Genomic DNA, 20360 nt, shown 5'->3' with positions numbered 1-20360 from the left:
ACCTTGGGAAAGATTGCGAGCGATCGCTATCTATGTTAGCTTCGTGGCAGCCCAGCCAGCCATTCTTGGAGGAACTGTGACTTTCGACGTGATCATCCGCGACGGCCTGTGGTTTGACGGAACCGGCGCCAAGCCACAGAAACGGAGCCTGGGCATCCGTGACGGCGTGGTCGCCACCGTATCGGCCGGCCCGCTGGACGAGACGGGATGTCCGGAGGTGATCGACGCCAAGGGAAAGTGGATCGCGCCCGGCTTCATCGACGTCCACACCCACTACGACGCCGAGATTCTGCTCGACCCGGGTCTGCGTGAGTCGGTACGCCACGGGATCACCACCTTGATGCTGGGCAACTGCTCACTGTCGACGGTGTACGCCAACTCCGAAGACGCCGCCGACCTGTTCAGCCGCGTCGAGGCGGTGCCGCGCGACTTCGTCCTGGGCGCGCTGCAGAACAACAAGACGTGGTCGTCGCCGGCGGAGTACGTCGAGGCGATCGACGCGCTGCCGCTGGGGCCGAACGTGAGCTCCATGCTCGGTCATTCGGATCTGCGGACCGCGGTGCTGGGACTCGAGCGGGCCACCGACGAAACCGTGCGCCCCACCGATGCCGAGCTGGAGAAGATGGCGCGAATGCTGGACGAGGCGCTCGATGCCGGGATGCTCGGCATGTCCGGGATGGACGCGCCGATCGACAAGCTCGACGGGGAACGGTTCCGGTCACGGGCACTGCCCTCGACCTTCGCGACCTGGCGCGAGCGGCGCCGCCTGATCAAGGTGCTGCGCAAGCGCGGCCGTATTCTGCAGAGCGCACCCAACGTCAACAGCCCGGTGTCCCCGCTGATGTTCTTCCTGACCAGCAGCCGGCTTCTCAACCGGCGCAAGGGCGTCCGGATGAGCATGCTGGTGTCGGCGGACGCCAAGTCGATGCCGCTGGCGGTGCACACCTTCGGCCGCGGCACCCGGGTGCTCAACAAACTGCTGGGCGCCAGCGTGCGCTTCCAGCACCTGCCGGTGCCGTTCGAATTGTATTCCGACGGAATCGATCTGCCGGTCTTCGAAGAATTCGGCGCCGGTACGGCCGCGCTGCACCTGCGGGATCAGTTGCAGCGCAACGAGTTACTGGCAGACGAGTCCTATCGTCGGGAATTCCGCCGGCAGTTCGACCGGCGCAAGCTCGGACCTTCGTTGTGGCACCGCGACTTCCACGACGCGGTGATCGTGGAGTGCCCCGACGAGTCGCTGGTCGGCAAGAGCTTCGGCGCAATCGCCGACGAGCGAGGGCTGCATCCGCTGGACGCGTTCCTCGACATTCTGGTCGAGAACGGCGAGCGCAACGTGCGCTGGACGACCATCGTTGCCAACCACCGGCCCAAGCAGCTGGACAAGCTGGCCGCCGACCCGAGCATCCACATGGGTTTCTCCGACGCCGGCGCTCACCTGCGCAACATGGCCTTCTACAACTTCCCGCTGCGACTGCTCAAGCGCATCCAGGAGGCACAGCGGGCCGGGTCGCCGTTCCTGACGCCGGAACGAGCGATCTACCGCCTCACCGCCGAGGTCGCCGAGTGGTTCGGGCTCAACGCCGGCACGCTGCGTGAGGGCGACCGTGCGGATTTCGTGGTGATCGACCCCGCCCACCTGGATGACTCGGTGGACGGCTACCACGAGGAGGCGGTGCCCTTCTACGGCGGCCTGCGGCGCATGGTCAACCGCAATGACGCGACCGTGGTCGCCACCGGTGTGGGAGGTGCTGTCGTCTACCGTAACGGCGAGTTCCGCGAGGGCTACGGCCAGACCGTGAAGTCGGGCCGTTACCTGCGCGCGGGCGAGCGCCAGTCGGCAGCGATGAGCCTGTCGGCCTGAGATGGCCAGGACGCAGCAGCAGCGGCGCGAGGAGACCGTCGGCCGGCTCCTGCAGGCCTGCATCGACACCATCATCGAGGTGGGATATGCCCGGGCCTCGGCCGCGGTGATCACCAAACGCGCCGGGGTATCGGTGGGCGCCCTGTTCCGTCACTTCGAGACGATGGGCGATTTCATGGCGGCCACCGCGTCCGAGGTGCTGCGCCGGCAGCTGGAAACCTTCAACAAGCAGGTCGCCGAGATACCGGCCGACCAGCCGGCACTGCAAGCGGCGCTGACGATCCTGCGCGACATCACCGGCGGCCCGACGAACGCGGTGCTCTATGAACTGCTCATCGCCGCGCGTACCGACGAGAAGCTCCGAGAGACGCTGCAACACGAGTTGGGGCAGTACTCGGCGAAGATCTTCGACGCGGCGCGTGCGATGCCCGGCGCGGACGGCTTCCCGGACGATTCCTTTCCGGTGCTGGTGGCCCTGCTCACCAACGTCTTCGACGGAGCCGCGGTGGTCGAGGGGGTGCTGCCACAGCCCGAGATCGCCGAGCGCAGGATTCCGGTGTTGACCGCGCTGCTCACCGCGGCCTGGCCGAGCGTCACCGCCTGACGCTCCGCCGCTGCTACAGCGAGCCGATGCCCGCCTGCGGGCCCAGCGCGAAGCCCCAGTCGAACAAGCTGGCCGCCTGATCCCAGTAGGTCGGCCCACCCTCTTTGACCAGGCCGTACATCATGGCGATCACCAGTCGCCGGCCGCCACGGCTAGCCGCTCCGACGAAAGTCTTGCGGGCCGCGTTGGTGAACCCGGTCTTGCCGCCGATGGCACCGGGGTAGCGCGCGAGCAACTCATCCTGGTTCAGGATCGGCTGGTCGCCGTTCTCGCCGGGGAACATCGCCGACGGCTCGGCGGTGATGCTGGCGAACGTCGGGTTCGCCATGGCCGCGCGGAAGATCACCGCCAGGTCATGCGCCGTCGACCAGCCGGAGTCGTCGGGCCCGTCCAGTCCGGAAGGCGTCGCCGCATGGGTGTTCGACGCCCCCAGCGACGCGGCCTTGGCGTTCATCTTGGCCACCGCGACCTGTTGGCCGCCCAGCATGTCGGCCAGCGTGTTGGCGGCGTCGTTGCCCGACACCAGCAGCAGGCCGTCGAGCAGTTGGCGCGCGGTGTAGCTGTGGCCCACCTTCACCCCGACGCAGTTGCACTCGACGGCGGTATCGGTGAGGTCGGCGACGACCGTGGAGTCCAGCGGCACCTCGTCCAGCACGACGAGCGCGAGCAGCACCTTGATGGTGCTCGCCGGCGGGTGGGCGACGTTCTGCTCGCGGCCGGCCAGCACCTGACCGCTGTCCATGTCGGCGACGATCCAGGTCTGCGCCGGACCGTCGGGAATGGGCATCGAACCCGCTGCCTGTTGGACGTCGGTGTCCGCGTGCGCCACCGGGATGGCGCCCGGCAACGTAACCGTGAGCAGCGCGGCGGCCGCGGCGATGAGCTTTCGCATGGAGGCACATTTTATCGTTCGGGACCGCGGTGTTGAATCGAGACATGTTGAGCCTGGAAGAGATATCCGATCGGCTGGAGATCCAGCAGCTTCTCGTCGACTACTCCACGGCGATCGACCAGCGCCGATTCGACGACCTGGACAAGGTTTTCACCCCCGACGCGCACATCGACTACACCGCCCTGGGCGGGATCGCCGGCGAGTACCCCGAGGTGAAGAAGTGGCTGTCGGAGGTGTTGCCGAACTTCCCGGTGTACTCGCACATGCTGGGAAACTTCTCGGTTCGCATCGACGGCGACACGGCTTCGTCGCGGGTGATCTGCTTCAACCCGATGGTGCTCGGCGGCGACAAGGAGCAGATCCTGTTCTGCGGGCTCTGGTACGACGACGAGTTCGTGCGGACGGCCGAGGGCTGGCGGATGACCCGCCGTGTCGAGACCAAGACGTTCCAGAAGGTCATGTAGCTGGGTGCACTGTCGCCGAGATTGCCGTCAGGGTCGTGCCACGGCCCCCGGACACGACCATGACGGCAATCTGAGCGCGGCGCGGCGCGGCGCAGCGCCCGCTCTTGCGGTCGCCACGCCAATTAACGCCCGGGGACCCCGTTCTGGCACAATTGGCCGCTGTCCGCCCCGCGATCACGATCGCCGGGTGGTCACACACGCGAGGCAAAACCGGACCCGGGCATCCCGCCCCCGTCGCTGAATTGCAGCGTGACACCACAGGAGAGTCGCTTAACCATGGCTGTGAAGATCAAACTCACCCGGCTTGGCAAGATCCGCAATCCCCAGTACCGCATCGCGGTTGCCGACGCGCGCACCCGTCGCGACGGTCGTTCCATCGAGGTCATCGGCCGCTACCACCCGAAGGAAGAGCCGAGCCTGATCGAGATCGACTCCGAGCGCGCGCAGTACTGGCTCGGCGTCGGCGCCCAGCCCACCGAGCCCGTCCTCAAGCTGCTGAAGATCACCGGTGACTGGCAGAAGTTCAAGGGCCTGCCCGGTGCCGAGGGCCGTCTGAAGGTCAAGCCGGCCAAGCCCAGCAAGCTCGAGCTCTTCAACGCCGCGCTGGCGGCCGCCGACGGCGGACCCACCACCGAGGCCACCAAGCCGAAGAAGAAGTCCGCGCCGAAGAAGGCCGCCAAGGGCGACGAGACGCCCGCCGACGCCGCGGCGGAGGCACCGGCCGAAGCCGGCGAGCAGTCCGAAGCCACCGAAAGCTGACCGGCGCCATGAGCACCGTCGTGGTCGACGCCGTCGAACACCTGGTCCGTGGCATCGTCGACAATCCTGACGACGTCCGGGTCGACCTGGTGACCAGCCGTCGCGGGCGCACCGTCGAGGTCCACGTCCACCCTGACGACCTGGGCAAGGTGATCGGCCGGGGCGGACGTACCGCCACCGCGCTGCGCACCCTGGTCGCCGGTATCGGCGGCCGCGGAATCCGCGTCGACGTGGTGGACACCGACCAATAGCAGCGCTCACATGGAGCTGATCGTCGGGCGCGTGGCCAAGGCGCACGGCATCACCGGCGAACTCGTCGTCGACGTTCGCACCGACGATCCCGACGTCCGGTTCGCGCCGGGTGCCACCCTGCGCGCCAAGAAGCCCCGCGATCCGGGTCCGGCCCGCAGCTACGTCGTCGAAAAGGCGCGCCCGCACGGCGCCCGGCTGCTGGTGCGCCTGGCCGGGGTCGCCGACCGTGACACCGCCGACGCGATGCGCGGCTGCCTGTTCGTCATCGACTCCGACGAGTTGCCACCGATCGACGAGCCGGACACCTACTACGACCACCAGCTGGAGGGACTCCGGGTCCGCACCGCAGCGGGTCAGGAGATCGGCGTGGTCGCGGAGGTCCTGCATACCGCAGGCGGCGAATTGCTCGCCGTCAAAAGCGAATCCGGTGAACTGCTGGTGCCGTTCGTCAGCGCGATCGTGACGTCGGTGTCGCTGGACGACGGCACCCTCGAGATCGAACCGCCGGACGGTCTGCTGGATCTGGAATGAGAATCGACGTCGTCACAATCTTCCCGGCGTACCTCGAGCCGCTGCGGGAATCGCTGCCCGGCAAGGCTATTGCATCGGGTCTCGTCGACCTGCAGGTGCACGATCTGCGGCGGTGGACCTACGACGTGCACCATTCGGTGGATGACTCGCCCTACGGCGGGGGACCGGGCATGGTCATGAAGGCGCCGGTATGGGGTGAGGCGCTGGACGAAATCTGTTCGGACGACACGCTTCTGGTCGTTCCCAGTCCCGCCGGGGTGCTCTTCGACCAGTCCACCGCGCAGCGGTGGAGTTCGGAGCGGCATCTGGTCTTCGCCTGTGGGCGCTACGAGGGCATCGACCAGCGGGTGGTCGAGGACTCCGCGCGCCGGATGCGCGTGGAAGAGGTGTCGATCGGCGATTACGTGCTGCCCGGCGGCGAGTCGGCGGCACTGGTGATGATCGAGGCCGTGCTGCGACTGATGACCGGTGTGCTGGGTAATCCTGCGTCGGCTCAACATGATTCGCATTCGCCGGGCCTGGACCGCCTGCTCGAAGGTCCCAGTTATACGCGCCCGCCGAGCTGGCGCGGCCTGGACGTCCCGGAGATTCTGCTGTCGGGTGACCATGCGCGGATCGCCGCCTGGCGCCGCGAGGTGTCACTGCAGCGGACGCGGGAACGCCGGCCGGAGCTGCTGGACTGATTTAGGCGTCCACCCCCCCTACACCCGGGCGCACTCATCCACCCTGTAAATCCGCAGCGAAAGTGCGAGTGGCGGCCTGCAATTTTGCAGGCTCGGTGACGCTCTACCCCCCGCACCCGGGCGCACTCATCCACCCTGTAAATCCGCAGCGAAAGTGCGAGTGGCGGCCTGCAATTTTGCAGGCTCGGTGACGCGCTAGATGCGGCCGTTGGGGAAGATCGTCTTGACCGCTTGGGTGATGGTGTCGCGCGCAGTCGCGTCATCTGAGGGCTGCAGCGACTCGATCACCATGATGTAGCGGCGGTCTTTGCCGATCACGCCGGTCGACAGATGCATCCAGTCGGCGCCGATGCAGCACATCCAGCCCTGTTTGACCGCGACGGGTTCCGCATAGAGACCGTCGGGGATCCCGAAGCGCTGGGGATAGCCGTCGATGCCCGTCGGGGTCGACTTGGCCAGGTCGTTGACGATCAGCTTGGCGCGCTCCATGGGCAGCCCACCCGAGCCGTCGAGCAGCATTTCGTAATAGCGGATCAGGTCGGGCGCCGAACTGATGGTGTTCCACCACCGCCCGTCGCTGGGCGGCGCCGTCGAGGTCAGGCCGTACCGGCTCGCCACCTGGGTAATGATCGCGTCGCCGCCGTCCTGGCCCCAGAAACGCTCGGCCGCCCCGTCGTCGGACGACTGCAGCATCACATCCAGTGACTGGCGGTCCTCGGGGGAGAGCACCGACCTGCCCTCGGACTCTCGCAGCAGCAGGTCATCGGCGATGAACAGTTTGGCCACCGACGCCGTGGCGATGATCTGGGTGTTGCCGTTGGAGACCAGCTGGTGGGTCGCGCGGTCAAGGATGGCCACCGCTAGGGTGGCGCCGCTGGCCGCAGCCTGGTCGGTGGCCTGCTGGATGCGCGCCTGCACGCCGGCCAGCCCGCTCGGCGTGAGACTCGGCAGCGCCATCGGCTGTGCGGTGGGGGTGATGGCCCGCAGCAACAGCTCGACCAGCTGCTGCTGCGGCTGGGCCTGCTGCTGGGTCGCCGTCTGATCGGTGGAGTTGAACGTTTTCGCGTGGACCGTGGCCTCGCACCCGGCCACCACCACCAACGCAGCCGCCGCTACGGCGGAAAGCAACGTCAGCGGCCGGGCTCGCATGGGCACTCCTTCGGCATCCTCGGGCTTCTTCAAGGCATCCGTGCGGGGCGGCCGCTGCGCAATTCCGTGCCATCTGCGCCGGGTATCCGGCTTTAGCGGGTCCTGGGAAGGGTTTGGATCCGCGCGGTTCGACCCCAGCTATATGTACCACTTGCAGGCGGTTTAGGGCGGTCGCGAACCACTACAGTTTCCTGTGATTTTCACTGCATGCGCCCCGTCTGGCACAATTGGCCAGTTGTCGTTCAGCGGTTGTCGGCGGGCCCGGTGCCTACCGCCTGCTGGGGGATACACCCAAGAAGCCCTAACCATCGGCTTGGTGACCGTCGCATGCCTGCGTGCGGTCGGCCAAGTCGCGAACCCCGAGGAAGTGTCTTTCCAATGAACAGGCTGGACTTCGTCGACCAGGCGTCGCTGCGCGACGACATCCCCGCGTTCAACCCGGGCGACACCATCAACGTTCACGTCAAGGTGATCGAGGGCGCCAAAGAGCGCATCCAGGTCTTCAAGGGCGTCGTGATCCGTCGCCAGGGTGGTGGCATCCGCGAGACGTTCACGGTGCGCAAGGAGAGCTACGGCGTTGGCGTCGAGCGGACCTTCCCGGTCCACTCGCCGAACATCGACCACATCGAGGTGGTGACTCGTGGCGACGTCCGCCGCGCCAAGCTGTACTACCTGCGTGAGCTCCGCGGCAAGAAGGCCAAGATCAAGGAAAAGCGCTGACCGCGGACGCGACCCGGCGTCCACAGCCCCACGCCTCGTGCTGGCTACCCTGATCTCGTGACTGACACTGAGGATTCTTCTCCGGAGGACTCGCCCTCGGAGCGCCGGCCGGACACCGCCAAGCCGGAGTCGGCTGCGCCGGAGACCGATCCGGAGGGCGAGGCCGTCGCCGATCCCAAGGGAAAGCGGAAGAAGGACAAACCCGAGAAGCGCTCGACGCTGCGGGAACTGACCACACTCGCGGTCGTCGCGATCGTGCTCTACTACGTGATGCTGACCTTCGTGGCGCGTCCCTACCTGATTCCTTCGGAGTCGATGGAGCCCACCCTGCACGGGTGCTCCACATGTGTCGGTGACCGCATCATGGTCGACAAGCTGACCTACCGGTTCAGCTCGCCGAAACCGGGCGACGTCATCGTCTTCAAAGGTCCGCCGTCGTGGAACGTCGGCTACAAGTCGATCCGCTCACCCAACACCCTGGTGCGCTGGGTCCAGAATGCGCTGTCCTTCATCGGTTTCGTGCCGCCCGACGAAAACGACCTGGTGAAGCGGGTGATCGCAGTCGGCGGGCAGACGGTGCAGTGTCGCGCGGACACCGGGCTGACGGTCAACGGCAAGCCGTTGAAGGAGCCGTACCTGGACCCGAGCACGATGATGGCCGACCCGTCGGTCTACCCGTGCCTAGGCAGCGAGTTCGGGCCCGTCACCGTGCCGGAGGGGCGGTTGTGGGTGATGGGGGACAACCGCACGCACTCGGCGGATTCCCGCGCCCACTGCCCGATGCAGTGCACGGGTGACCCCACGGCAGGCACCGTGCCGGTCGCCAACGTCATCGGCAAGGCCCGGTTCATCGTGTGGCCGCCCAAGCGATGGGGTGGTGTGAGTTCGATTGACCCTCAGCAGGGTCAGTGACCATGGCCACCACCTGGCCACCGCGGACGGTGATCCGCAAGTCTGCCGGTCTACGCACGCTGGAATCCGCGCTGTACCGCAGCGGTCTGGGCCCGGTCGCCGGGGTGGACGAAGTCGGTCGCGGCGCGTGTGCCGGCCCGCTGGTGGTGGCCGCTTGCGTGCTCGGTTCGGGACGGCTGGAAAGCCTTGCGGCACTTGATGATTCGAAGAAGTTGACCGAGAAGGCCCGGGAGAAGCTGTTTCCGCTCATCCGTCGTTATGCACTGGCCTATCACGTGGTGTTCATTCCCTCGACCGAGGTGGACCGCCGCGGTGTGCACGTGGCCAACATAGAAGGCATGCGGCGCGCGGTGGCCGGCTTGTCGGTGCGGCCGGGATACGTGCTCAGCGACGGCTTCCGGGTGCCCGGGTTGTCGGTCCCGTCCCTGCCGGTGATCGGCGGCGACGCGGCGGCCGCCTGCATCGCCGCGGCCAGCGTGCTGGCCAAGGTCAGCCGGGACAGGCTGATGGTCGCCATGGATGCCGACCATCCCGGCTACGGTTTCGCCGACCACAAGGGATACAGCACGCCGGCCCACAGTCGCGCGCTCGCAGAGCTCGGTCCGTGCCCGCAACACCGGTATTCGTTCATCAACGTGCGCCGGGTCGCGACGGGCGGCACGGCCGAGTTCATCGCAGAGTGCCCGAGCGATGGCGACGATTTCTGTTGAGAGAAGATGGGGCAGCAGCTCCGGGAGAAGGACGTCTGAACTGATGAGTGCCGAGGATCTCGAAAAGTACGAAACCGAGATGGAGCTCTCGCTGTACCGCGAATACAAGGACATCGTCGGTCAGTTCAGCTACGTCGTGGAAACCGAGCGCCGCTTCTATCTCGCCAACAGCGTGGAGATGGTGCCGCGCAACGCCGACGGCGAGGTCTATTTCGAACTGCGCCTGGCCGACGCGTGGGTGTGGGACATGTACCGCCCGGCTCGTTTCGTCAAGCAGGTGCGGGTGGTGACGTTCAAGGACGTCAACATCGAAGAGGTCGAGAAGCCCGAGCTGCGGCTGCCTGAATAGCAGCTCAGGCGTCCTCCTCCGAGTCCGGCAGATTGCCGCGGGACTCGATGACCTTGCGCGCCACGTCGGCGAGTTTGATGTTGAGGCTCTGCGAGTGGCGCCGCAACAGATCGAAGGCGTCGTCCTCGTTCATGTCGTGCAGCATCATCAGCATGCCGACCGCTTTGCCGATCTCCCGGTTGCTCAGCAGCCCCCGGCGCAGGCTGGTGGCGTCCTCGCCGTGCGCGATGGCGTTAATCGCGACGCTGGCGAAGGACGCCAGCACCGCGGCACGGCCCGCGGCCTCCGAGTCGAACTTGTTGGGAGTCTCGCTGAACAGGTTCAGCGCCGCGCCTTTGCGCTTGTCGATCAGGAGCCGAAAACCCATCGCGCCGCGCACCGGCGTCTCCTCGATGAGCCGGGCGGCGAAGTGCGGCCACTGGTTCGGCTTGGTCAGGTCGGGTTCGATCTGCGGCGTCTCTTCCTCGATCGCATCGATGCACGGACCGTCGCCGGAACGGCGTTCGAGATCGTCGATGCGGTGGGCCAGGCGCGAACTGGCGCCCACCGTCACATAGCGATCGTCCCGCTTGACCAACAGGCTGGCGTGGTCACAACCCGGGACCACCAGGGTGGCTGCCACGCAGATCGCGGCATACATCTGGGTCGCATCTGAACCCTGATAGATGATCTCGGCGAGGGCGGCGAAAACCGTTCCCGGGTCAGCCGTGAGTGCACCAGGTGCTGCACTCGCGGCGGTGGTTTCGTCGGCCACGTCGCTTCCTCCCTTCGGCGCTGCTATGGCCGTAGAGTAGCGGGGCCGCGCACGGCCTCACACGCCGACGGCGCGTTCGAGATCTTTCAGAGATGTCTCCAGGTGACTCAGCATGCGTTGCAGGTGCGGCACACTGCCTCTGGCGCCGACGAGCCCGAAGTCCAGATTCTCGGCGTTGTTGGTCACCGTGATGTTCATCGCTTGACCGTCCAAGGTTATCGACAACGGGTAGTTGCCCACCATTTGAGCTCCCCGCCAGTACAGCGGCTCCTTGGAGCCGGGCACGTTGGAGATCACGATGTTGAACGGTGGCGGGGCGGTCCGGATGAACCCGGGAATGAGTCCGAGGAACAGCCCGCCGGTCATGAAGGCCGACAGGGCGAGTTGCTGAACCTTGGGCAGCTGGTTGAACACCTCTTTCTGCTCGCTCATCGACGAGCTGATGCCCTGGATGCGCTTTCCCGCGTCTTCGATGTGGGTGTTGAGGTTGCACAGCACGGTGCCCACCGAGTTCCCGCCGCTCTCGGCCTCACCTTCCTTGCGCAGGCTCACCGGCACCATCGCGATCAGCGGGGTGTCCGGGAGAGCGTTCTGCTCGATCAGATAGGTCCGCAGCGCCCCGGCGGACATGGCCAGCACGACGTCGTTGAAGGAGGCATTCGCGGCGTCCTTCACCGCGAATATCCGTTCCAACGGCCAGGACTGGGCGGCAATGCGCCTGGCGCCGCCGATCCTCACGTTGAACATGGTCTTCGGTGCCCGGAACGGGAAGGTCAGTTGCTGCTCCAGCAACGCCGCACGGGCCAGGGACAGTGTCGACGGCGCCAGAGCGGCGGTCGAGCGCACGGTGTCGGTCAGCGTGTCCAGCGGCGAAGATTTGTGGCCGCCGGCCCGCTGCCGGGGCTTCAGCTCCCATGGCACCCGCACTTCGTCATCTTCGGGGTCGTCGGTGAAGGCGCGCTGCATCAACCGCAGCGCGGACACTCCGTCCATCAGCGAGTGGTGGAACTTGGTGTATACCGCGTAGCGCCCGTCGTTGAGGCCCTCCACCAGGTGCGCTTCCCACAGCGGACGGTGGCGGTCCAGCAGGCTGCCGTGCAGCCGGGAGGCCAACTCGAGCAGTTCGCGGACCCGTCCCGGGCGTGGCAGCGCGGAGCGACGGAAGTGGTAGTCGAGCTCGACCTCGCGTTGATGCGACCACGCAAGGTTGGTGACCGGACCGAAGAACGCCGGGTGCTTGTTGAAGGTGGGTTGGACGTCAGTGCACCGCAGCATCGACTCGTAGGCCTCGGTCACGAAATCGTCGTCGGCACCTTCCGGCGGCTTGAACAGCTGCAGCGCGCCGACGTGCATGGGGTGTTCGCGAGATTCGCCGACCAGGAACATGGAGTCGGCCGGTGCTATCAGCTGCATGGTTCCTCTTTCGCCGGGAGGCCCGATGTGAACGCGCTATGAATAACCATCTGCCGCAGTTCGCACACATCTGTGAGCTACGACTTTTTGCGTTTGGCCAGAGCCGGCGATGGGAAGCTTCGTTCAAGTGGGACTTACTGTCGCCGTGACCGGTCCGACCGGGGAGATCGGCATTTCGGCTGTCACGGCTTTGGAGCGCGAACCGGCTATCACCAAGATCCTCGGGCTGGCGCGCCGGCCGTTCGATCCGCTGACGCGCGGCTGGACCAAGACGACGTACGTGCAGGGCGACATCCTCGATCGTGAGGCGGTCGACGCCCTGGTCGCCGACGCCGACGTGGTGGTCCACCTGGCGTTCATCGTGATGGGCTCGCGCGAGGAGAGCGAACGGGTCAACCTGCAGGGCACCCGCAACGTGTTCGAGGCGACCGTCGAAGCGCAGAAGGCATCCGGACAGCCACGCCGTCTGGTCTACACCTCATCGGTGGCCGCCTACGGCTACCACTCGGACAACCCGGTGCCGCTGACCGAGGACGTTCCGACCCGTGGTTCGGCCGAGCACTACTACTCGGCGCAGAAGTCGGCCTGCGAAGCGGTGCTGGCCGAAATCACCGCGGACTCGCCGCTGGATGTGTTCGTGCTGCGGCCGTGCATCGTCGCGGGTCCCGAGGCGCCCGCGCTGGCCGACGCGATGCCGTGGAACCAGCTGCCCGCTCCGATGCGCGCGGTGTCCAAGGTGCTGCAGAAACTCAAGCCGGTGATCCCTGATCCGGGAGTGCCGCTGCAGCTGGTGCACCACGACGACGTCGCCGCCGCGATTGCCCTGGCGGCCGTCGCCCCGGCCCCGCCGGGGGCTTACAACATCGCCGGCAACGGGGTTGTGACGATCAGCGATGTCGCCCGGGCCCTGGGTGGCCGACCGGTACGCGTGCCTGCCGTGGCGGCGTCGGCCGCATCGGCCGCGATCTCGCATCTGCCGTTCGTGCCCTCGCTGATGGAGTGGCTGCATGTGGCGCGCGCGTCGGTGGTCATGGACACCACCCGGGCCCAACGCGAACTCGGCTGGCATCCGACGCACACGTCGGCGGAGGCGCTCGAGTCGCTGGCCTCAGCGGTGTGAGGCCGCCCGGGGTACGTTGAGGCCGTGACAGCGCAGACTGCGAGGTCGGCGGGGAAGACCCTGTGCGGCACCTGACCGCGCGCCGGCGGGTCCGGCATCTGGCCGCCGGCCAGGCGACGACCCGTCAGGAGACTCTGGCCGTCGAGGAGCCGCTGGAGATCCGCCTCAACGGGACGCCGAGCACCGTGACCATGCGCACCCCGGGGTCGGATTTCGAACTGGCGCAAGGATTTCTGCTCACCGAGGGGATCATCGCGCAGCGCGCAGACGTGCAGACCATCCGCTATTGCGACGGCCGCGACGACGACGGCGCCAACAGCTACAACGTGCTCGACGTGACGTTGGCGCCCGGTGTCCAACCGCCGAGCCTGGACGTGACGCGCAACTTCTACACCACCTCGTCGTGCGGGGTCTGCGGAAAGGCCTCGCTGGAGGCGGTGCGACTGATCAGCCGGCATGCGCCCGGAGACGACCCGGCAACCGTCTCCGCGGCCGCGTTGCGGGCGATGCCGGACCAGCTTCGCGGCGGGCAGAAGGTCTTCGCCGCCACCGGCGGCTTGCACGCGGCGGCCCTGTTCGGGGTGGACGGCACCATGCTCGCGGTGCGGGAGGACATCGGCCGGCACAACGCGGTCGACAAGGTCGTCGGCTGGGCGCTGGAGCACGGGCGGGTGCCGCTGGCCGGATCGGTGTTGCTGGTCAGCGGGCGGGCGTCGTTCGAGTTGACGCAGAAGGCGCTGATGGCCGGCATCCCGGTGCTGGCCGCCGTGTCCGCGCCGTCGTCGCTGGCCGTCGCGTTGGCCGAGGAATCCGGGATCACGCTGGTGGCTTTCCTGCGGGAGGACTCGATGAACGTCTACAGCCGGGCGGACCGGGTTGAGTGACCCCCGGCGCGGGTAGCCGCTCGGAATCACAGACGTGAGGAGACGGCCGTGCTGCATGAAATGGTGTTAGCCGCGCAGAGCAATCCCGAGGCAGCGGGATTCATCCTGCGCGGTATCAAAGGGATCTTCGTCGCGATAGGCAGCGTCATCGCGGCCGTCATCTGCGCCCTGGTCGCGTCGATGAAGGGCCGCAGCGCTCTGTTCTGGGGCATCCTCGGGCTGTTCTTCAGCATCTTCACGCTGATCGTGGTCATCATCATCCCCAGCAAGAAGACCTGATCGACTGCCCAGCACTGGCGCTGCCTTCCGTCTAATCTGTTGCTGACTTGAAGCGACAGTCCGCTGGGGAGGCGCCGTGGAGGGGACACCCTTTGGCCGTTACCGGCTGATCGAATTGATTGGCCGGGGTGGCATGGGCGAGGTGTGGCGCGCGTTCGACACCGAGACGCAGCGGGTGGTCGCGGTCAAGGTGCTGCCGGCCAATCTGGCCAGTGACCCCATGTTCGAGCAGCGTTTCCGCCGGGAGGCCCTGGCCGCCGCCGGTCTCACCGACCCGCATGTGGTGCCCATCCACCACTTCGGGGAGATCGAGGGTCGCCTCTACGTTGACATGCGCCTGATTGAGGGGCGCGACCTGCAAACCGTCCTCGCCGATGGCCCGCTGGAGCCGTCCCGTGCCATCGGCATCGTCGAACAGGTGGCCTCGGCCCTGCGCGCCGCGCACCGGGTCGGCCTGGTGCACCGCGACGTCAAACCGTCCAACATCCTGGTCGCAGAAAACGACTTCGCGTATCTGATCGATTTCGGCATCGCCCGCGCGGCCGGGGAGACGCAGATGACGGGCACCGGCAACGTGATCGGCACCTGGGCGTACCTGGCCCCCGAACGGGTGACCAGTGGGCAGTCCGATGCGCGAGCCGACACCTACGCCCTCGCCTGCGTCCTGCACGAATGCCTGACCGGCAGCCAACCGTTCCCCGGCAAGAGCATCGAACAACAGATCGGCGGTCATCTCGGTTTGCCGCCGCCCCGGCCGTCGGTTCTCCGCGGCGAATTGCCGGCCGCACTGGACGAGGTCATCGCCACCGGGATGGCGAAGAATCCGGATGACCGCTATGCGGCGGTGACGGAGCTGGCGGCGGCCGCCCGGGCGGCACTGACGGATCCGGTCGGCGTGCAGAAGGTCGACATGGCTTCTCGCGCAGCGCCTTCCGTTTCAGATGACGAAACGCAGGTTGCGGATCGCCGGCCGTCGGCGACTGATCCGACCCTCGCCGCACCGCACCCGCCGGCCACACCGGATGCCAGGGGGCGCAAGAAATTCCCGGCCAAGATGGCCGCGGCGGGACTCACGGCGGTGCTCGTCGTCATCGGAACCGTGGTCGCCTTCCTCGTCTGGCCGGAGCCCCGCAAACCGGTCTCCAAACCGCCCGCCGCACTCGCCAACACCGGTCCGTTCACCGGTGTTTTCACGGTTGACTACGGACCCGAAACCACATTGGGTGGCAAGCCGATAACAGACTCGTCGCCAACCAAGCGGCAGTGGGCGGTGCGGTCGCAATGTGCCGCACGGGGTTGCGTGGCCACGGCGGTGAGTCGTGCGACGTCGGACAAGCCGGCTTCCGACTTGGTGTTCGACGACATCGGCGGCGTCTGGATTTCGGTATACACCGCACGCTGGAAATGTCATGACCAGGATGTCGAGCAGTTCCGCGCGATCTCGCTGCGACCCCGGCCGGACGGCTCGCTCTTCGGTGAAGCAAGGGCCGAAGATGCCGAGGGTTGTTCGAGCACGAGAACGGTGACGGTGAGACGGACCGGAGATGTCGGCCAGGCCGACGGAGTCGATGATCCCACCGCTGTTGCGCCGCGGGTGGCGTCGCGGGCAGCGGGAGCCCGCGGCCGCTATCACGAGACGTTGTCCTTCAAGACGAAGACCTACGAGTACGACCTCACATCAGTCACCGACTGCCTGCGCGATGCGACGCGCTGCATGACGGTATTTTTCGCCCCGGACGTCGTTACCCCATTGGTCTTCTTTAACGGAAGCTGGCGTCAGAACAACAGCTTTTCCCGATCGTGCGCCAAGGGCGGGACGTCCACGGTGCGAAATACGGTCGACTTTCCGATGCCTCAGCCACCTCAGGATCCGATCGGGCAGCTGACCGGGCGCGGCCACCAGGAAATCTCAGGTTCGGCATGTGCGGCCAACAACGACTACGAGGATAAGTACGTCAGGATCGGTGACTGAAAGGCATTGCGTCGCAGATCCTGTGAATAAGTGGGTAACTGGGGATGGAACCCTGGTTCCGGCGCATTGAGGCCCCGGTTGCGGGCCGCCGATGTCGGCACCCGCGGGCACCTTGTGCGGCATGACGACCCACAGATCGATGACGAGAGCTCAGCTCGGGGCTTGGGGCGAACAGCTGGCCGTCGACCATCTGACCCGCCACGGGCTTGAGATTCTGGGCCGCAACTGGCGCTGCCGCTACGGCGAACTTGATCTCATCGCTTATGAGAAAACCTGCAGCACAATAGTTTTCGTTGAGGTCAAGACCCGCACCGGGGACGGTTACGGCGGGCTGGCCGAGGCGGTGACCGAAGCCAAAGTGCGGCGGTTGCGCCGCCTGGCCGCCCTGTGGCTCGCCGGACAAGATCAACGCTGGGCCGCGATCCGCATCGACGTGATCGGGGTGCGGGTCGGTCGGCAGCCGGTACCGGAGCTCACTCACGTGCAAGGCATCGGCTGATGGCACTGGGACATGCGTTCTCTGTTGCCGTTCAAGGGCTCGACGGGCAGATCGTGGAGATCGAAGCAGACATCGCCTCGGGGTTGCCCGGTGTGTATCTGGTGGGTCTGCCGGACGCGGCATTGCAGGAGTCGCGCAACCGGGTGCGTGCGGCGGTCAACAACTCCGGCAACGAATGGCCGATGGTGCGGCTGACGCTGGCACTGTCACCTGCCACGTTGCCGAAGATGGGGTCGGTCTACGACATTGCCCTTGCTGCGGCGGTGCTGTCGGCGCAACGGAAGACGTCCTGGGATCGGCTGGCGAAGACGGTGCTGCTGGGAGAGTTGTCGCTGGACGGGCGGGTGCGGGCGGTGCGCGGGGTGCTGCCGGCCGTGCTCGCCGCCAAGCGGGACGGCTGGCCGTCGGTCGTCGTCCCGGCCGACAACCTGGCCGAGGCGAGCCTGGTCGACGGCATCGATGTCTGGGGGGTGCGCACGCTGCGGCAGCTGCAGGGCTGGCTCGGCGGAACGGCCGCCCTGGATCAACGGATCGTCGCGTCGGCCCCCCTCGAGGAGCCGCCCGCTGATCTCGCCGATGTGGTGGGCCAGTCGCAGGCCCGGTTCGCTGTCGAGGTGGCCGCCGCCGGAGCCCATCACCTGATGCTGACCGGACCGCCCGGCGTAGGCAAAACGATGCTCGCACAACGGCTTCCGGGCCTGTTGCCACCGCTGTCGGACAGCGAATCGCTGGAGGTGACCGCGATCCATTCGGTCGCCGGACTGTTGTCCGCCGATACACCGCTGCTCAGGCGGCCCCCGTTTGTCGCGCCTCACCACAATTCCACCGTCGCAGCGCTTGTCGGCGGCGGCTCGGGAATGGCCCGCCCGGGAGCGGTCAGCCGCGCGCACCGCGGCGTCCTGTTCCTCGACGAATGCGCGGAAATCAGCGTCAGCGTATTGGAAGCGTTGCGAACACCGTTGGAAGACGGCGAAATTCGGCTGGCGCGGCGCGACGGGGTGGCCTGTTACCCGGCGCGGTTCCAATTGGTGCTGGCCGCCAACCCCTGCCCGTGCGCACCGGCCGACCCGCAGGACTGCATCTGCGCCGCAGCGGTCAAGCGCCGGTATCTGGGCAAGCTGTCCGGCCCGCTGCTGGACCGGGTGGATCTGCGAGTGCAGATGAATCCGGTCCGGGCGGGCGCGTTCGGGGTGGCCGCCGGGGAATCGACGGCGCAGGTGCGCCAGCGGGTGACGGCGGCGCGGGAAGCGGCTGCCGAGCGGTGGCGTTCCCACGGTTTCCGCACCAACGCCGAAGTCACCGGACCGTTGCTGCGGCGCAAATTCCGGCCCAGCAGCACCGCGATGGAGCCGCTGGGCAAGGCGCTGGACGACGGCCTGCTCAGTATCCGCGGCGTGGACCGCACGCTGCGCGTCGCGTGGAGCCTGGCCGATCTGGCCGGCCGTACCTCGCCCGGTCTGTCCGAGGTCGCGACCGCACTGAGTTTCCGGCAGGCGGGGGCGCTGCGATGAGCGACAGCTCCACGATGCGCGCCTGGGCATACCTGTCGCGGGTCGCCGAACCGCCCTGCGCGGAACTCGCGGCCCTGGTGGCCAGTGTCGGGCCGCAAGAGGCGGCCGAGCGGGTCCGGCGCGGCTTGGTCGATGACAACCTCGTCCGGCTCACCGCGGCGCGCCGCGAGATCGACCGGACTGCAACGGATCTCGAGGTGATTCACCGCCGTGGCGGCCGACTGGTGACGCCGGATGACGACGAGTGGCCGGTGCTCGCCTTTGCCGCGTTCGACGGCGCCCGGTCCAGGAACACCATGCCGATGGTGTTGTGGGCGGCGGGTCCCGCGCGCCTGGACGACGTGGCCGCGCGTGCGGCCGCACTGGTCGGCACCCGGGCCGCGACGGCTTACGGCGAACACATCGCCGGCGAACTGGCCTCCGGGCTCGCGCAGCGCGACATCGCCGTAGTCTCCGGCGCCGCCTACGGCATCGACGGGGCGGCTCACCGCGCCGCCCTGGCCGCCGACGGGATCACCGTCGCCGTCCTGGCCAGCGGGCTGGACATCCCGTACCCGGCCGGTCATTCCGCGCTGCTGCACCGCATCGCCCAACACGGTCTGGTCTGCACCGAGTACCCGCCCGGGGTACGCCCGGCCCGGTTCCGCTTTCTCACCCGCAATCGGCTGGTGGCCGCCCTGGCGGGCGCCGCGGTGGTGGTGGAGGCGGGACTGCGCAGTGGGGCCGCGAACACCGCCGCCTGGGCGCGATCGCTGGGCCGCGTCGTGGCCGCGGTACCGGGGCCGGTGACGTCGTCGGCATCGGCGGGTTGTCACGCGCTGCTGCGCAACGGCGCGGAGCTGGTCACCCGCTACGAGGACGTCGTGGAGTTGGTCGGCCACATCGGTGAGCTGGCGCCCGACGAGCCGCGGCCCGCCACCGCCCTCGACGAGCTGGGGGAGACCGAGCGACGCGTCTATGAGGCGCTACCCGGCCGGGGCGCGTCCGTGGTCGACGAGATCGCCGTCGCCGCAGGCTTGGCGCCAGAACTCGTGCTGGGGCCGCTGGCACTGCTGGAACTCATGGGTCTGGCCGAGTGCCGCGACGGGTGCTGGCGGATTGTGCGTCAGCGGCGTCGCCAGAGCCGACTCGTATAGTCGACGTGGGGTCAGATCGGGACAGGAGAAAACGTGGCAGGCCGGCCCGTGCAGGCTTTCGAGGTGGTCAGTACCGAGCAGCTGACGCCGCACATGGTGCGGGTGGTGCTGGGCAGCAACAACTTCGACACGTTCGTGCCCAGCAAGTTCACCGACTCCTACGTCAAGTTGGTGTTCGTCGCCGAGGGCATCGACGTGGCTGCGCTGCCGCAGCCGCTGACGATCGACAGCTTCGCCGGACTGCCGCCGGAGAAGCGGCCGCCGGTGCGCACCATCACCGTCCGCCGAGTCGACGAGGCCGCCGAACGGATCACGCTGGACATCGCGGTGCACGGCGAGCACGGAGTGGCGGGACAGTGGGCCGCCACGGCCCAGCCGGGCCAGCCGATCTATCTGATGGGCCCTAGCGGCGCCTACGCGCCCGACCCGGCCGCCGACTGGCACCTGCTGGCAGGCGACGAGGCCGCGCTGCCGGCCATCTCGGCAGCCCTGGAGGCACTGCCGGACTCGGCGGTGGGCATGGCGTTCATCGAGGTGGCCGGCCCCGACGACGAGATACCGCTGACCGCCCCGGAAGGAGTCGAGGTCAACTGGGTGTACCGCGGCGGACGCGCGGATCTGGTGCCGGAGGATCGCGCCGGTGACCACGCCCCGCTGATCGAGGCGGTCACCACCGCCCGTTGGCTGCCCGGCCAGGTGCATGTCTTCATCCATGGCGAGGCGCAGGCCGTCATGCACAATCTGCGGCCCTACATCCGCAAGGAGCGCGGCGTCGACGCCCAGTGGGCTGCCTCGATCTCGGGCTACTGGCGGCGCGGGCGCACCGAGGAGTCGTTCCGGCAGTGGAAAAAGGAGCTGGCTGAGGCGGAGTCCGCGGAGCAGTAGGTTCGGCTCAGACGCGGG

General features: G+C 67.5%; 23 protein-coding genes. 19 read left to right on the top strand and 4 right to left on the bottom strand.

Annotated features, from left to right (window positions below; genetic code table 11):
* Positions 1–43 precede the first annotated feature (43 nt).
* Together QXH22_RS03685 and QXH22_RS03680 are read left to right on the top strand one after the other, a co-directional pair.
* Entirely contained in the window at positions 44–1864 is a 1821-nt protein-coding gene (locus QXH22_RS03685; RefSeq protein ID WP_306241404.1) for an amidohydrolase family protein, read from the top strand.
* A gap of 1 nt (position 1865) precedes the next feature.
* Positions 1866–2468, top strand: a complete 603-nt coding sequence (locus tag QXH22_RS03680; RefSeq protein ID WP_306241402.1) for a TetR/AcrR family transcriptional regulator — start codon at positions 1866–1868, stop codon at positions 2466–2468.
* A gap of 13 nt (positions 2469–2481) precedes the next feature.
* Here the strand turns inward: QXH22_RS03680 and QXH22_RS03675 are convergent, their stop codons facing one another.
* A complete protein-coding gene (locus QXH22_RS03675) occupies positions 2482–3360 on the bottom strand; it encodes a D-alanyl-D-alanine carboxypeptidase family protein (RefSeq protein ID WP_306241401.1) in 879 nt (292 codons plus the stop codon).
* A gap of 44 nt (positions 3361–3404) precedes the next feature.
* Between QXH22_RS03675 and QXH22_RS03670 the strand changes: the two genes are divergently transcribed.
* From QXH22_RS03670 to trmD, 5 genes are all read left to right on the top strand, one after another.
* On the top strand, positions 3405–3824 hold the full coding sequence (locus tag QXH22_RS03670; protein WP_306241400.1) for a nuclear transport factor 2 family protein: 420 nt from the start codon (positions 3405–3407) through the stop codon (positions 3822–3824).
* 276 nt (positions 3825–4100) lie between these two features.
* On the top strand, positions 4101–4583 hold the full coding sequence (rpsP, locus tag QXH22_RS03665) for a 30S ribosomal protein S16 (protein WP_306241399.1): 483 nt from the start codon (positions 4101–4103) through the stop codon (positions 4581–4583).
* A gap of 8 nt (positions 4584–4591) precedes the next feature.
* A complete protein-coding gene (locus tag QXH22_RS03660) occupies positions 4592–4834 on the top strand; it encodes an RNA-binding protein (RefSeq protein WP_036354608.1) in 243 nt (80 codons plus the stop codon).
* Positions 4835–4844: 10 nt separating this feature from the next.
* Positions 4845–5366 carry a ribosome maturation factor RimM gene (rimM, locus tag QXH22_RS03655; protein ID WP_306241398.1) on the top strand — a complete coding sequence of 174 codons (522 nt, stop codon included), beginning with the start codon at positions 4845–4847 and terminating at the stop codon, positions 5364–5366.
* Positions 5363–6049: a tRNA (guanosine(37)-N1)-methyltransferase TrmD gene (gene trmD, locus QXH22_RS03650; RefSeq protein WP_306274946.1), complete on the top strand. Its 687-nt coding sequence runs from the start codon at positions 5363–5365 to the stop codon at positions 6047–6049. Before rimM ends, trmD begins: the two co-directional genes overlap by 4 nt.
* 195 nt (positions 6050–6244) lie before the next feature.
* Here the strand turns inward: trmD and QXH22_RS03645 are convergent, their stop codons facing one another.
* The gene (locus tag QXH22_RS03645; RefSeq protein ID WP_306241396.1) at positions 6245–7198 is read right to left on the bottom strand and encodes a hypothetical protein; all 954 of its coding nucleotides are present in this window, start codon (positions 7196–7198) and stop codon (positions 6245–6247) included.
* 378 nt (positions 7199–7576) lie between these two features.
* Between QXH22_RS03645 and rplS the strand changes: the two genes are divergently transcribed.
* From rplS to QXH22_RS03625, 4 genes are read left to right on the top strand one after another with little or no spacing between them, the layout of a single operon-like run.
* The gene (gene rplS / locus QXH22_RS03640) at positions 7577–7918 is read left to right on the top strand and encodes a 50S ribosomal protein L19 (RefSeq protein WP_044510756.1); all 342 of its coding nucleotides are present in this window, start codon (positions 7577–7579) and stop codon (positions 7916–7918) included.
* Between the two features lie 57 nt (positions 7919–7975).
* Complete coding sequence (gene lepB, locus QXH22_RS03635) at positions 7976–8830, top strand: signal peptidase I (RefSeq protein WP_306241395.1); 855 nt, start codon at positions 7976–7978, stop codon at positions 8828–8830.
* A 2-nt stretch (positions 8831–8832) separates the two neighbouring features.
* The gene (locus QXH22_RS03630) at positions 8833–9540 is read left to right on the top strand and encodes a ribonuclease HII (RefSeq protein ID WP_306274945.1); all 708 of its coding nucleotides are present in this window, start codon (positions 8833–8835) and stop codon (positions 9538–9540) included.
* Between the two features lie 43 nt (positions 9541–9583).
* Positions 9584–9889, top strand: a complete 306-nt coding sequence (locus tag QXH22_RS03625; RefSeq protein ID WP_012393608.1) for a DUF2469 domain-containing protein — start codon at positions 9584–9586, stop codon at positions 9887–9889.
* A 4-nt stretch (positions 9890–9893) separates the two neighbouring features.
* On the opposite strand, the gene QXH22_RS03620 is transcribed toward QXH22_RS03625, so the two are convergent.
* Together QXH22_RS03620 and QXH22_RS03615 are read right to left on the bottom strand one after the other, a co-directional pair.
* Entirely contained in the window at positions 9894–10643 is a 750-nt protein-coding gene (locus QXH22_RS03620) for a GAF and ANTAR domain-containing protein (protein ID WP_306241393.1), read from the bottom strand.
* A gap of 57 nt (positions 10644–10700) precedes the next feature.
* Positions 10701–12056, bottom strand: a complete 1356-nt coding sequence (locus tag QXH22_RS03615; RefSeq protein WP_306274944.1) for a wax ester/triacylglycerol synthase family O-acyltransferase — start codon at positions 12054–12056, stop codon at positions 10701–10703.
* A gap of 127 nt (positions 12057–12183) precedes the next feature.
* On the opposite strand from QXH22_RS03615, the gene QXH22_RS03610 reads away from it, so the two are divergent.
* The 8 genes from QXH22_RS03610 (at position 12184) to QXH22_RS03575 (ending at position 20342) form a co-directional block, all read left to right on the top strand.
* Positions 12184–13176, top strand: a complete 993-nt coding sequence (locus QXH22_RS03610) for an NAD-dependent epimerase/dehydratase family protein (RefSeq protein ID WP_306274943.1) — start codon at positions 12184–12186, stop codon at positions 13174–13176.
* Between the two features lie 62 nt (positions 13177–13238).
* Positions 13239–14060 carry a formate dehydrogenase accessory sulfurtransferase FdhD gene (fdhD, locus tag QXH22_RS03605; RefSeq protein WP_306274942.1) on the top strand — a complete coding sequence of 274 codons (822 nt, stop codon included), beginning with the start codon at positions 13239–13241 and terminating at the stop codon, positions 14058–14060.
* 48 nt (positions 14061–14108) lie between these two features.
* Positions 14109–14339 carry a deoxyribodipyrimidine photolyase gene (locus QXH22_RS03600; RefSeq protein ID WP_306241387.1) on the top strand — a complete coding sequence of 77 codons (231 nt, stop codon included), beginning with the start codon at positions 14109–14111 and terminating at the stop codon, positions 14337–14339.
* Between the two features lie 76 nt (positions 14340–14415).
* Entirely contained in the window at positions 14416–16311 is a 1896-nt protein-coding gene (locus tag QXH22_RS03595; RefSeq protein WP_306274941.1) for a serine/threonine-protein kinase, read from the top strand.
* Positions 16312–16432: 121 nt separating this feature from the next.
* Positions 16433–16810, top strand: a complete 378-nt coding sequence (locus QXH22_RS03590; RefSeq protein ID WP_306241384.1) for a YraN family protein — start codon at positions 16433–16435, stop codon at positions 16808–16810.
* Positions 16810–18321, top strand: a complete 1512-nt coding sequence (locus tag QXH22_RS03585; protein ID WP_306241383.1) for a YifB family Mg chelatase-like AAA ATPase — start codon at positions 16810–16812, stop codon at positions 18319–18321. The genes QXH22_RS03590 and QXH22_RS03585 overlap by 1 nt, the downstream gene beginning before the upstream one ends.
* On the top strand, positions 18318–19457 hold the full coding sequence (dprA, locus tag QXH22_RS03580) for a DNA-processing protein DprA (RefSeq protein WP_306274940.1): 1140 nt from the start codon (positions 18318–18320) through the stop codon (positions 19455–19457). Before QXH22_RS03585 ends, dprA begins: the two co-directional genes overlap by 4 nt.
* Positions 19458–19490: 33 nt before the next feature.
* Positions 19491–20342 carry a siderophore-interacting protein gene (locus QXH22_RS03575; RefSeq protein ID WP_306241381.1) on the top strand — a complete coding sequence of 284 codons (852 nt, stop codon included), beginning with the start codon at positions 19491–19493 and terminating at the stop codon, positions 20340–20342.
* Positions 20343–20360 lie beyond the last annotated feature (18 nt).

The sequence above is a fragment of the Mycobacterium sp. TY814 genome (assembly GCF_030755175.1).
Lineage (GTDB): Bacteria > Actinomycetota > Actinomycetes > Mycobacteriales > Mycobacteriaceae > Mycobacterium.
The sequence above is the reverse complement of the archived record's forward strand: the minus strand, read 5'-3'. Positions and strand labels throughout refer to the sequence as shown.